The organism is Isoptericola croceus, from assembly GCF_029382255.1.
GTDB lineage: Bacteria > Actinomycetota > Actinomycetes > Actinomycetales > Cellulomonadaceae > Isoptericola > Isoptericola croceus.
Genome location: NZ_JARLLG010000005.1, coordinates 196469 through 208812 on the forward strand (window position 1 = coordinate 196469; position 12344 = coordinate 208812).

At 72.1% G+C, this 12344-nt stretch carries 12 protein-coding genes; 5 read left to right on the plus strand and 7 right to left on the minus strand.

Going from position 1 to position 12344, the window contains the following annotated elements:
• Nucleotides 1-71 precede the first annotated feature (71 nt).
• Both PZC42_RS12985 and PZC42_RS12990 read right to left on the minus strand, forming a co-directional pair.
• Nucleotides 72-962, minus strand: a complete 891-nt coding sequence (locus PZC42_RS12985) for an SDR family oxidoreductase (protein ID WP_277211760.1) — start codon at nucleotides 960-962, stop codon at nucleotides 72-74.
• The gene (locus PZC42_RS12990) at nucleotides 910-1971 is read right to left on the minus strand and encodes a helix-turn-helix transcriptional regulator (RefSeq protein WP_277211762.1); all 1062 of its coding nucleotides are present in this window, start codon (nucleotides 1969-1971) and stop codon (nucleotides 910-912) included. Before PZC42_RS12990 ends, PZC42_RS12985 begins: the two co-directional genes overlap by 53 nt.
• A gap of 98 nt (nucleotides 1972-2069) precedes the next feature.
• Here PZC42_RS12990 and PZC42_RS12995 point away from each other — a divergent pair, with 98 nt between their 5' ends.
• Complete coding sequence (locus PZC42_RS12995; RefSeq protein WP_277211764.1) at nucleotides 2070-2480, plus strand: VOC family protein; 411 nt, start codon at nucleotides 2070-2072, stop codon at nucleotides 2478-2480.
• Nucleotides 2481-2515: 35 nt separating this feature from the next.
• Here the strand turns inward: PZC42_RS12995 and PZC42_RS13000 are convergent, their stop codons facing one another.
• Nucleotides 2516-2866 (minus strand): Hpt domain-containing protein, encoded by a 351-nt coding sequence (locus PZC42_RS13000; protein ID WP_277211766.1) that lies wholly within the window; start codon nucleotides 2864-2866, stop codon nucleotides 2516-2518.
• On the minus strand, nucleotides 2863-3249 hold the full coding sequence (locus tag PZC42_RS13005) for a response regulator (RefSeq protein ID WP_277211768.1): 387 nt from the start codon (nucleotides 3247-3249) through the stop codon (nucleotides 2863-2865). The genes PZC42_RS13000 and PZC42_RS13005 overlap by 4 nt, the downstream gene beginning before the upstream one ends.
• A gap of 124 nt (nucleotides 3250-3373) precedes the next feature.
• On the opposite strand from PZC42_RS13005, the gene PZC42_RS13010 reads away from it, so the two are divergent.
• The 3 genes from PZC42_RS13010 to PZC42_RS13020 are packed head-to-tail and all read left to right on the plus strand — an operon-like array spanning nucleotide 3374 to nucleotide 7386.
• On the plus strand, nucleotides 3374-6340 hold the full coding sequence (locus PZC42_RS13010; RefSeq protein ID WP_277211770.1) for a response regulator: 2967 nt from the start codon (nucleotides 3374-3376) through the stop codon (nucleotides 6338-6340).
• A 7-nt stretch (nucleotides 6341-6347) separates the two neighbouring features.
• On the plus strand, nucleotides 6348-6854 hold the full coding sequence (locus tag PZC42_RS13015; RefSeq protein WP_277211772.1) for a pyruvoyl-dependent arginine decarboxylase: 507 nt from the start codon (nucleotides 6348-6350) through the stop codon (nucleotides 6852-6854).
• Nucleotides 6844-7386, plus strand: coding sequence for a hypothetical protein (locus tag PZC42_RS13020; RefSeq protein ID WP_277211774.1), 543 nt, complete (start codon nucleotides 6844-6846; stop codon nucleotides 7384-7386). The genes PZC42_RS13015 and PZC42_RS13020 overlap by 11 nt, the downstream gene beginning before the upstream one ends.
• A 9-nt stretch (nucleotides 7387-7395) precedes the next feature.
• Here PZC42_RS13020 and PZC42_RS13025 read toward each other — a convergent pair whose 3' ends face one another.
• Together PZC42_RS13025 and PZC42_RS13030 are read right to left on the minus strand one after the other, a co-directional pair.
• Nucleotides 7396-8568 carry a MarP family serine protease gene (locus PZC42_RS13025; protein ID WP_277211776.1) on the minus strand — a complete coding sequence of 391 codons (1173 nt, stop codon included), beginning with the start codon at nucleotides 8566-8568 and terminating at the stop codon, nucleotides 7396-7398.
• 85 nt (nucleotides 8569-8653) lie between these two features.
• Nucleotides 8654-9733, minus strand: a complete 1080-nt coding sequence (locus PZC42_RS13030; protein ID WP_277211778.1) for a LacI family DNA-binding transcriptional regulator — start codon at nucleotides 9731-9733, stop codon at nucleotides 8654-8656.
• 68 nt (nucleotides 9734-9801) lie between these two features.
• On the opposite strand from PZC42_RS13030, the gene PZC42_RS13035 reads away from it, so the two are divergent.
• Nucleotides 9802-10872, plus strand: coding sequence for a LacI family DNA-binding transcriptional regulator (locus tag PZC42_RS13035; RefSeq protein WP_277211780.1), 1071 nt, complete (start codon nucleotides 9802-9804; stop codon nucleotides 10870-10872).
• 91 nt (nucleotides 10873-10963) lie between these two features.
• On the opposite strand, the gene PZC42_RS13040 is transcribed toward PZC42_RS13035, so the two are convergent.
• Nucleotides 10964-12298 carry an ABC transporter substrate-binding protein gene (locus PZC42_RS13040; RefSeq protein ID WP_277211782.1) on the minus strand — a complete coding sequence of 445 codons (1335 nt, stop codon included), beginning with the start codon at nucleotides 12296-12298 and terminating at the stop codon, nucleotides 10964-10966.
• Nucleotides 12299-12344: the final 46 nt, after the last annotated feature.

Below are 12344 nucleotides of genomic sequence, written 5' to 3' on the forward strand. Positions count from 1 at the left end.
CACCTTCACGCCGTCGGCGCGGACTCGCGCGAGGGCGGTCACCGGTCGGGTCGGTGACGCACCGGCCCGAGCTAGAGCAGGCGGCCACCGGTCACGCCGATGCGGTCACCGGTGATGTAGCTCGACTCCTGCGAGGCGAAGAACACGAAGGCGGGGGCGAGCTCGGCCGGCTGCCCCGCCCGGCCCAGCGGTGTCTCGCCACCGAACTGCTCCACCTTCTCGTCGGGCAGCGTGGCCGGGATGAGCGGGGTCCAGATCGGGCCCGGCGCCACGGCGTTGACCCGGATGCCCTCCTCGGCGAGCTGCTGCGCGAGCCCCTTGGTGAAGTTCAGGATCGCTGCCTTCGTCGTGGCGTAGTCGAGCAGCGGTGGGCTCGGCTCGAACGCCTGGATGGAGGTGGTGTTGATGATCGTCCCACCCCGCGGGAGGTGGTCCAGCGCGGCCCGGGTGATCCAGAACATGGCGTAGACGTTGGTCTTCATCACCCGGTCGAGCTGCTCGGTGGTGATGCCGCGCAGGCCCTCGTCCTGCGCCATCTGATAGGCCGCGTTGTTCACCAGCACGTCCAGCCCGCCGAGGCCGGCGACCGCCTCGGCGACGAGCTCCCGGCAGAAGTCCTCGTCCTGGATGTCGCCGGGCAGCAGCACGGCGCGGCGACCGGCGTCCTCGACCCAGCGAGCGGTCGTGCGCGCGTCGTCCTCCTCCTCGGGCAGGTACGAGATCGCGACGTCGGCGCCTTCGCGCGCGAAGGCGATCGCCACTGCCCGCCCGATGCCCGAGTCGCCGCCCGTGATCAGCGCCCGCTTGCCCTCGAGCCGGGCCGACCCCACGTAGGTCGACTCACCGTGGTCCGGCTCCTGCGACATCTCTGCCGTGCGACCCGGCGGGTCCAAGTCGTCCGCAGGCTGCTCAGGCGAGGGCTCCTGGGTGGTCGGGTCCTGCGGTGTGGTCTGGTCGGACATCCGGTGCTCCCTTGTTCGACGTCGGCGGAGGGTCCAGCATCGGCACAGCTCCGCCTGCTCGCACGCGCGCTGCGTGCTGCGCGACGAGCTCGGCACCCAGACGCGAGAGCTCGTCGCGGACGTCCGGTGGGCCGACTACCTCCGCGGCGGCCCCCCATCCGGCGAGGTGCCGTGCGACGTCGAGGGCCGTGGGCGCACCGACGCGGACCTGCACCCGACCGTCGACACCCGCGGGACCGTCGACCCTCGTGTGACGTCCGAACTGCTGACGCAGCACGCCGACGTGCTGCTCCGCCACCAGCACGGTGGCCCAGGTGGTCGATCGCAGGGCCTCCACCTCGCCGACGACCCGGTCCCACACGCTGTCCAGGTCGAGGTCCTCCGGGACCTGGGACGGTTCGTCGATGATCTGGACCTCGGTCGCCCGGTCCACCCGGAAGGTCCGCGCGCCCCGAGCGGTGCCCGCCACCAGGTACCACGTGCCCTCCTTGTCCACGAGGCCCCACGGGTCGACGTCGCGCAGGCTCTCCCGGCCGACCCCGTCGGTGTAGCGGAACGCGACGCGGCGCCGTGCGACCACGGCCTGCTGCAGTGCGCCGACGGCGTGTGGCGGCGCACCCTCGGCGCTCCCCCAGCGTGACCGGTCGACGATCGTGGCGACGATCGCAGCCTCGGCCTCGGCCCGGAACGTCACGGGCAGCGCCTGCACCAGCTTGTGCAGCGCGGTCCGGGCTTCTTTCGACGAGGACGCGGGACCGGCCTGGAGGAACAGTGCTCGCGCCTCGGACGCCGTGAGACCGGTCAGGTCCGTGCGAGCACCGCCGACCAGCGCCCACCCGCCACCTCGACCTCGTTGCGGATACACCGGTACGCCGGCGGCCGAGAGCGCCTCGAGGTCCCGCCGGGCGGTCGCGACCGACACCTCCAGCGCGGCGGCGAGGTCGGCGGCGGTCACGCGCGGACGCGCCTGCAGGTGGAGCAGGGCTCGGATGAGGCGATCGGCGCGCACGGAACGAGCGTGTCACACAAAGTAGTCACTGGGTGAGCACTTTGCTCCGGAGACTGGTGGCAGGTGCCACCGGGGCACCACCTGAGGAGAGGACCATCATGCTGCGCGGACTCACGACCATCACCTACCTCGCCGACGACGTCGCCGCGGCCCGTGACTGGTACGCCCGGTTGCTGGGCATCGAGGCGTACTTCGCCAGGGACGCCGGCGGCCGGCCCGCCTATGTCGAGTTCCGGCTCGGCGACTACCAGCACGAGCTGGGAATCATGGACCGGAGGTTCGCACCCCCAGAGCCCGACGGGGCCGGCGGCGTCGTCGCGTACTGGGCGGTCGACGACGCCGACGCCGCCTACGCACACCTGCTCGACCTCGGCGCGACATCGCACGCTGCACCGGTCGAGCGCGGACCGGGCTACGTCACCGCGTCCGTGCTCGACCCCTTCGGCAACATCCTCGGCGTGATGGAGAACGCCCACTACGTCGAGGTGCTCGGCTCGCTGAAGCACTGACGCGCCAACGCCGGACGCCGGACGCTGGACGCCTTCTACCGGGAGGACGCACAACGGGCGGCTGCGCGGAAGTGCTCGAGCGCGGCCGGGAGGTCGTCGTCCCGACCCGCGCGCAGTGCGGCCTCGAGCGAACGGGCGGCCCCGGTGAGCGCCTCGTCGCCGAAGGTCCCCGCCGACCCGGCCACCGTGTGGCACAGGCTCGCGGCCTCGGCGCGCGCCGTGGCATCGAGCGCCGTCGCACCGCGCGCCAGGAGGGCGACGACCCGGTCGGCACGGTCGGCGTTGCGGCGGCGCGCTCGCGCGCCGAGCTGCGCGACGGCGTCGTCCAGCACGTCCTCACGCGCCCGCTCGTGGTGCGGTCCCGGGACCCCGTCCGCCTGGCTCATCGGTCCCACCCGAGCGCGTCGGCGAGCTCCCGGGCCAGATCGAGCGGGTCGAACGGCTTGGTGATCACGGCGACCGCGCCGAGTCCACCGAGCCGCGAGATGTCCTGCGCACCGATCTTCGCGGTGAGGAAGACCACGGGCACCTCGCGGAGCGCCTCCATGCCCCGCATGCGCGCCAGGATGGTCGGACCATCGAGGGTAGGCATCATGACGTCCAGCAGGACCGCGTCCGGCAGGACGCGACGGACGAGCTCGACGCCCTCCGTGCCGTCGCCTGCCGTGTGCACCTCGTGCCCGCCGATGGCCGACAGCGCCAGCGCCGCGACCTCACGGATCGACGGGTCGTCGTCGATGACCACCACGCGCCGACCGTCCGTCTCCACGCGTCACGCCCCCCAGGTCACTCGTCCCGCTCCGTCGACCGTACCCCGGTGCGGCGGACGACGCCGCCCGTCGCAACCGGTGGCAGGCCCGGCAGGAGTGGCGACGTTCCCCTACGCTCAGGCTATGGGGGAGCCGCGACGCGCGTCGGCACAGGCACAGACCGGCTTCGCGCTCTGGTGCTGGGCGGCCGGTGTCGCGGTCGCCCTGCTCGTCGTCGTCCTCGCCGGGCCGTTCCAGCAGTCGATGCGTGAGCAGGTCTCGGCCGCGGCACTTACAGGTGCCGGGGTCGCCACGGCGGTGAGCTGCGGTTGGCGCGCGGTGCGCTCGACGGGCCGGCGCCGCCGAGCATGGGCGATCCTCTGCCTCGGCGCGACGGTCGGCCTTCTCGGCAACGCCTATGCGGCACTCATCGCGGACCAGGCGACGGGGGACGCCGCCTACATCACCGCGCTCCTGTTCGGCGTGGTCGGCCTCGCGCTGTTTCCCACCGTCCGTCCGCGCAGCCAGGAGATCGTGCGGATGCTGCTCGACAGCGTCGTCGTCGGCGGATCGGTCCTCTACATCGCGGTCTTCGCCGTCGCCATCGGTGCCGGCGCCTGGGCGGCACAACCGGCGCTCAGCACCTATGCCCTGCCCGTCGTGGACGCCCTGCTCGCCACGCTCGCCGTCCTGGTCATGACACGTTCCAGCGCCTCGGAACGCGTCCCCCTGGTCCTCGTCGGCAGCGGTTTCGTGCTGTACGCCGTGGCTGACGTCTCCTTCGCCCTGCTCTCCGCGCAGGGCGGCTTCACCTTCGGCAGCCCGGTCGACGCCGCCTGGGTCGGCGGCTACGTCGCCATCGCCCTGGCCGCGCGGCACCCGGCGGCATCCGGGAGCCCGGTCACCCAACGGCACTCCGACGGTTCGCCGGTGCTCGGCACCGTCGTGACGTTCTGCCTGTTCCTCGCGGCCGCCCTGGTGCGCGTCGTCCAGACGGACAGCAACGTCCCGTGGGTGGCGGACCTCCTGTGGGCCGCCGTGCTGGTCGCCGTCGTCGTGCGCCAGATCCTCGTGGTCGTGGACAACGAGTCGCTGCGCCACGGCCTGGAACGGCGCGTGCAGGATCGCACCGCTCAGCTCCGATCGCTGGCGAGCGAGCGCGAGCGCACGCTCGAGTCCGTCGCGGACGGGATCTACGGGGTGGACCTCGCAGGCCACGTGACCTTCGTCAACGCAGCCGGGGCGCGCACCCTCGGCGCGGGCGCCGCAGATCTCGTCGGGCGCGACGCGCACGCCACCTTCCATGCGGCGGCACCCAGCGGCGCTCCCTACCCGGCGGAGAACTGTTACATCGCCGAGGCTGTGCGGGACGGCATCACCTCCACCGGCGAGCAGGACGTCTACCGAAGGCTCGACGGCAAGGACGTTCCCGTCGAGGTCACCGCCAGCCCGCTGCGTGACGACGGAGTGATCCGCGGGGCCGTCGTCACCTTCCGCGACGTCACCGAGCGCCGCGAGGTGGAGCGCATCAAGGACGAGTTCGTGTCCGTCGTCAGCCACGAGCTGCGCACCCCGCTCACGTCGATCCGCGGCGCTCTCGGCCTGCTCGACAGCGGCGTGCTCGACGACTCGCCGGACCAGGCGTCACGCATGATCCGCATCGCGCTCACGAGCAGCGAGCGCCTCAGCCGGCTCGTGGACGACATCCTCGACATCGAGCGCATGGATGCCGGGACCACGCCGCTCAACCTGGCGGAGCACCGGGTCGAGACGCTCATCGCGACCGCGGTGGACCAGGTATCGATCCTCGCGGACGAGGCAGGGGTCACGTTGAGGCCCGCCCCGACCACGGAGATGGTCGCCGTGGACGGCGAGCGCATCGTGCAGACGCTGACCAACCTGCTGAGCAACGCGGTGAAGTTCTCCTCGCGCGGCGACGAGGTGCGCATCAGCGCCGTGCCCGTCGGAGACCTCGTCGAGGTCCGTGTCGACGACGAGGGACGCGGCATACCGGCGGACAAGCTCGAGACGGTGTTCCGTCGGTTCGAGCAGGTGGACGCCTCCGACGCCCGCGAGCGGGGCGGCACGGGCCTGGGGCTCGCCATCTCCCAGAGCGTCGTCGAGCGGCACGGTGGGCGGATCTGGGCGTTGAGCGACGGCGAGGGCACGGGGGCGAGCTTCCGCCTCACGCTGCGCCGCGCCAACCCTCAGGCGGTCCCCGTGGGCGACCGTCCCACCTCGACCGAGGAGGCCTCGGCCGCCCTCGCGTGGGCCGCGAACGACGTTCCTGCCCCGGCGCCGAGCGATGCGGCGGAACAGCCTGGCACCACGAGGGTGATCGTCGTCGACGACGATCCCTACGTCGTCGACGTCCTGCGCAATGTCCTGGAGACCCGCGGCTACGACGTCGTGGGCGTCACCGACGGGCAGACGGCGCTCGAGATCGTCGAGCAGGAGCAGCCTGCCGCGATCGTGCTCGACCTCGCCATGCCGGGCACCGACGGGACGGAGGTGCTCGGCCAGCTGCGGCGGTCCGCCGCGACCGCCCAGGTGCCGGTCGTCGTGGTGTCCGGGACCCGGGCGTCCGACGCGCGGGAGGCGGCCGCGCTCGCCGACGGCTGGCTCGTCAAGCCGGTGGACCCCGGGCACCTCGTCAGGACCGTCCAGGACGTGATCCGGTGGCAGCCACACCACGAACGGGTCCTCGTCGTGGAGGACGACGACGACCTGCGGAGCGTCGTCGCGACCGCTCTGACCAGCGGTGGGCTCGTCGTCTCCCAGGCCGGCTCGCTCGGCGAGGCGCGGGAGGCGCTCGCACTCGGTGAGGAGCCTGACCTCGTCGTGCTCGACCTGGGTCTGCCCGACGGCACCGGGCGCGAGCTCGTGGAGGACCTGCGCCGCGACGGCCGGCTGTGGCGTGTCCCGCTCGTGGTCTACACGGCGACCGCGCTCGGTGCCCACGAACGCGAAGACCTCCACCTCGGCCAGACGGTCTTCCTGTCCAAGAGACGGGCCGCACCGGACGCCATCCTGCGCCCCGTCCTCGACCTGCTGGACGTCGCCGCCGGCCGCCCTCCTGTCACCGCCCGAAGACGACCGACCGATACGTGAGGACCTGATGACTTCCCCCTTGACCATCCGCGTCAGCACCGGGACCGGCAGCGGGCGAACCACCCTGGCCGCCTTCGACGCCGCCCTCGTCGCCGCGGGTGTCGGCGACTTCAACCTCGTCCGGCTCAGCTCCGTCGTCCCACCGGGCAGCGAGATCCTCGAGGTGGACGGCGACGAGCAGCTCACCGGCGACCACGGCGACGCCCTGTACTGCGTGTACGCCGAGGCCCACGCCTCCCTCCCCGGGCACGAGGCGTGGGCGGGCGTCGCCTGGTCACGGCGCGACGACGGCAGCGGCGCCGGACTGTTCGTCGAGCACCAGGGCCCCTCGCACGAGCAGGTCGCCACCGATCTCACGCACAGCCTCGAGGACCTCTCGGCGACGCGCGGCGGGCGGTATCGCGCGGAGGGCCGGCAGATCACCGGCATCACCTGCGGCACGCTGCCCGTGTGCGCCGTCGTCGTCGCGACCTTCCGCCGAGCGGGCTGGGAGGAGCTCACCCGTGCGAGCTGACGTCACCTTCGAGAAGTCCGTGCCCGAGGCTGTCGCCGATCACTTCTGGGGGCTGTACCTCGCGGCCTTCGAGCCGCTGCGCACGCGTGCCGCCGCCCGGCACGTGCTGCACCGCGAGGAGTTCGACGAGGAGATGGCCGACCCCCGGGTGACCAAGCTCCTCGCCCGGGACGAGCAGGGCGAACCCGTCGGTCTGACCACGCTCGCGACGGACCTGGCGGCGGTGCCGTGGGTGAGCCCCGAGTTCTACGCCGCCCGCTTTCCCGAGTACTCGGCGCGCGGTGCGGTCTGGTACGTCGGTTTCACGCTCGCCCACCCGGGCCGGCGCTCCACCCGCACCTTCATGGACATGCTCGACGCCCTCGTCGCACACCTCGCCGAGCACCGCGTCGTGGCCTGCTACGACGTCTCCCGGTTCAACGACGACTCGCTACGTTTCGCCGAGAACCTGCGCCGCCACGTGGAGCGCACCCAGGACATCACCGTGGAGACCATCGACCGTCAGACGTACTACTCGATGTCGTTCCACTGACGAGGCGGCTCAGCCGGCACAGCGGCCGGGCGTGACCGCGCCGACCAGGTCAGGGGCCTGCGCGACGACGGGCATCAGCTCGGCGGTGGTCACGCCGTAGGCCAGGTTTCCGTCGGACTCCGAGCGACCGAAGATGACGCCGACGACGTCGCCGTCGGTGGACAGGACGGGCCCGCCGGAGTTGCCGGGGTGGACGGTGGCGGCCAGGGCGTAGATGTCGCGTTCACCGCCACCGATGCCGCCGGACTCAGGGATGCGGACGGAACCCACGTCGAGCACCTCAGCACTCGTCGAGGTGAACGGCCCGCCGTGCGGGTAGCCCTGGACGGCTGCCGGGTCGCCGGTCGCCAACGACGGCGCGACCGTCAGCGGGTCGGCACCCAGCCCGTCGACGGCGACGACGGCGAGGTCGGCCTCGGGGTCGAAGTAGACGACCCGTCCCTCCTGCGCCGGGCGGCCGGGGAGCTCGACGAGCGGCCGCTCGACGCCCGCCACGACGTGCGCGTTCGTCACGACGCGGTCCGGCGCGCTGGCGAAGCCCGAGCCCGTCATGCTCGTCCCGCACGCGTACGCCGTACCCCAGATCCGTGCGACCGACTGGGCCGACGCCTCGAGCGCCGGGTCGTCGAGGTCGACGGCGGGCGCGACCGCCGCGCGCCGCGGATCCAGGAGACCGTCCAGCCGTGGCAGCCCGTCGTCGAGCACCGAGGCGCGCACCTGGGCGAGCGTGCGGCTCACCGGAGCCGGCGTGAGGTCCTCGATCGTGCGGAGCACCGTGGACGACGAGACCGCGGAGGCGATGACGGGTGTTCCGGTCGCCTTGACGGCGGTGCCGACGAACGACAACGCGACCGCCGCCACCACCAGGCTCGCGACCCCTCCGAGAAGTCGCTCGAACGGCCGCAACGGCGTCCCGTCGACCTGCCGCCGCAGGGTGTGGCCCACACCGGACCCGACCGAGGCTCCGAGCAGCGGGAGCACCACGGCGAGGATGACCGTCGCCGGCCCGCGCCACTGGGCGGTGGGCAGCGCATCGATCACCAGTGGAACCACCAGGAACGCGGCCACGCCACCGACGACGAGCCCCACGAGTCCACCGAGCGTGGCCAGGAGCCCGCGGCCCAACCCCGACACCAGGGCAGTGACGAGGACGACGACGAGCACGAGGTCGAGCAGGGTCACGGGTGTCCTTCCGCAGATCTCGGGCAGCGCGGAGGGCTGAGGATACGCGGTCTGCCTGGGTACCCGGAGCCCCCGCCCTCGAGCCCTAGACCGATGCCGTCGCCGTCGCCGTCGCCGGGGAACGCTGCGCGGTGCTGTCGCGGACGACGAGACTGCCGGGTAGGTGGACGTCTGACGTCGCTGCCCGGTCGAGGGCGAGCGCGAGTGCCGCGCGTCCCGCGTCCACGAACGGCAGCGAGACCGTCGTGAGCGGCGGCGTGACGTCTCGCGCGATCGGGATGTCGTCGACGCCGCAGAGGGCGACGTCCCGCGGCACCCGCAGACCGGCCGCACGAAGTGCGTGCAGCGCACCGATGGCGAGGACGTCGTTGCCGGCGAAGATGACGTCCGGGTGCGCCCCGTCGCCGACGAGCGCCTCGGTCGCCGCGCGACCTCCGGCGCGCGACACGTCCGTGTGCTGCAGGGTGATCGACTCCGGGTCGCGACCGTGCGCGGCCAGTCCCTCGACGAAACCACGGGTCCGGCTCTCGACCGCAGGATGGTTGACGGCGGTGAGGACGGCGGGACGTTCCCGCCCGAGCGTCGCCACGTGCTCGGCGACCAGACGACCGATCGCCACGTCGTCGAACCGGATCGACGGGTAGTCGTAGTCGTGCTCGCCGACGAAGACGATCTTGGCGCCCTCGCCACGGATGAGCTCGAGCTCGGCGAGCACCTGGTCGCTGTCCGTACCAGCAAAGCTCGCACTGGTGACGACGAGCGCCAGCGGGCGCAGACCCCGGAGGACGCGCAGCGCCTCGAGATGCGCCTCCGCGCCGGAGCCGACGGCCGTGATGCTGACCGTCACGCCGCGCTCTCGGCCGGCCTCCTCCATCCCTGCCGCCATCGCGGCGGCCGACGCCGTGCGGGGGTCGGTGACCAGCAGCACGACACCCGAGCGACGGCCACGCAGGGCGCGGGCTGCCTGGTTGCGCACGTACCCCAGGGCGTCGGCCACCGCGAGCACGCGCAGTGCGAGCTCTTCGCTCACGGCCGCATCGCTTCCGTTCAGCACCCGGGATGCCGTGGACGGGGACACACCTGCGACGTCGGCCACATCACGCAGCGTCGCGGCGCCGTTCCGGCGTGCCAGTGTCACTTCGCCTCCGTTCTTCCAGGTCGTCATGCTCTTCTGCTGGACCCAGTATCCCTGGACGGAGCCGTATCGCTCCCCGGGTGGTGGACAATCGTGTCGTGACGACAGAGACGAGCGGTGAGGCCGGCGGTCGAGCGAACACCGTTCGCCCACCCGTCACCCTGAGGGACGTCGCACGCGAGGCCGGTGTCGGTCTCGCCACGGCATCGCGCGCCCTCGATCCGGACTCCCGCTACGTGGCCAAGGACGTGCGCGCGCGCGTCCTCGAGACGGCAGAACGTCTCGGCTATCGACCGAACACCTCGGCAAGGGCGACGACGACGGGTTCGACTCCCACGATCGCGGTGCTCGTGTCGGACATCCGTGACCCGTACAACGCTCAGCTGGTCCACGGCGCGATCCAGCAGGCCAGGTCGTCCGGACTCATGGTGACGATCTCCGGGACCGAGCACGTCATCGATGACGAGGTTCGCGTCATCCGGATGCTGCGCAGCCAACGACCCCGCGTCATGGTGCTGACCGGGACCCGGAGCGGCTCGGCCTCCTCGCGGGTAGCCCTCCTGCGCGAGCTGGAGCTCTACGAGCAGGACGGTGGCCGGATCGTGGTGGCGGGCGACGACGAGCTGCCGTTCGACACGGCGGCCGTGCCCCGGCGCGAGGGGGCGCGCAAGCTCGTCGCCACGTTGGCCGGGATGGGCTACCGCTCGATGGCGCTGATCACCCCCGACGTCGACTCCACCGGTGTGCGCGAGTGGGAGACCGGCGTCCTGGAAGCAGCCCGTGAGCACGAGGTGCGCGTCGACCGCGCCAGCATGGTGCGCGTACCGATGTCCCGGGACGGCGGCTACTCCGCAGCCTCCGGCTATCTCGGTAGCGCCCAGGAGCGGGCCGATGTCCTCCTGGCAGCCACGGACGCCATGGCGCTCGGTGCGATGAGTGCGCTGCGCCACGCGGGGGTGGTCGTCGGCCAGGAGGTCGGCGTCGCCGGCTTCGACGACGTCGTCGACGCCGACGACGTGACACCCGGCCTGACCAGCGTGGACCTGTCGCTCGAGTCGATCGGCCGTACCGCGGTCGACCTCGCGCTCCAGGAGCCGGACGCCCGACGCCGCCTGGTCGTGTTCGAGGCGCGGGTCGTCCTGCGGGACAGCACCCCGGTGCGTCGCTGACACGCGTTCCTCGCGACGTCGTCGGGGCTGTGCGCCGGTGATGTACCGGCGCACAGCCCCTATGACCGTGCGTGAAGCCGCTCCGACGTCGTCAGTTGGCTGACTTGATCGTCGCGTCCAGCTGGTCGATGAACGCCTCGGCCGCCTGGTCGGGCGTCTGCGACTCGAACAGGACGTCCTCGAGGTAGCGAGCGATGAGCGTGTCGAGCTCGCTCGCACCGTTCGGCGTGATCTCGGGAGCCGCGCCGATGTACTCCTCCTCGGCGGCGACGAACTCCGCGGCCCGCTGCTGACCGGGCTCGAGACCGTCGACGATCGCCTCGCGGACGGTGCCGTTGGAGGGGATGCCACGGTCGGTTCCGAGGATCTGCCCGGCCTCGGGGTCGTTCACCAGGAAGTCGATCAACAGAGCGGCCTCCGCAGGGTGCTTGCTCGTGGACGAGACCGACCAGTACATGCCGGGCTTGAGGTAGGAGTAGTCCGCCTCGTTCGCGTCCTCGGTCGGGATCTTGACCGGCTCGAGCGTGGCACCGCCGGTCGCGGCCTCGTACGCCGGGATCTGGGTGATCTGGCTGAACAGCAGGGCCTGCTTGCGCGTCGAGAAGTCGGACTGGTCGATCGAGACCCCGGCCAGCTCGGCCTGGCGCGACGCCGAGGCCGCGGCTCCGGACTCCGTCCAGTCGAGCGCCTGCTGGAAGTACCCCGCGAGCGTCTCCGGAGAGATCGAGACGGCGCCGCCACTGAAGAGCGCCTCACCGTGCTGGCGCGCCCACAGCTGCAGGGAGTACCCGTTGTTCAGCGGCGAGATGCCGACGACCTCGCCGTCGCTCGCTTCGCTGACCTCCTCGGCGAACGCGCTGAGGTCGTCCCAGGTCCACGTGGTCGTGTCGGGCAGCGTGAGCCCCAGCTCGTCGAGCAGGTCGGTGTTGGCCAGGATGCCGAACGCGGTGGTGCTGATCGGCATGCCGTAGAGCGTGCCGTCGGACCGGCCGAGGTCGACGATGTTCGGGTCGAGGGCCGAGGTGTCGAGCTGGGTCGTCTGCTCGAGGTCGTACAGGGCGCCGCGGTCCGCGTAGGACGCGAGGTAGAGCTCGTCCATCTGCATGATGTCCGGGGCGTTGCCGCCGGCGGTCTGGGTCGCGAGCTTGTCCCAGTACCCGCCCCAGTCGGCGAACGCACCCTCCACCTTGATGTTGGGGTGCTTCTCCTCGAAGGCCTCGATGGCCTCCTGGGTCAGCGGGTGACGGGAGTCCCCGCCCCACCAGGTGACGCGGAGCGTGACCGCTTCCTCGCTGAGCTCGGGGGCCTCGCCCTCGCTCCCGGACCCGGGCTGCTCCCCCGTACCGCAGGCGGTCAGCCCCAGCAGGGCGGCAGTGGTGGCCACAGCAGCCGCTGCGCGGCGTGCGGACGACGTTGTCAGACGCATGATTCCTTCTCTCTGTTCGGGTCGTGCTGGAGGTTTCTGTCGTGCG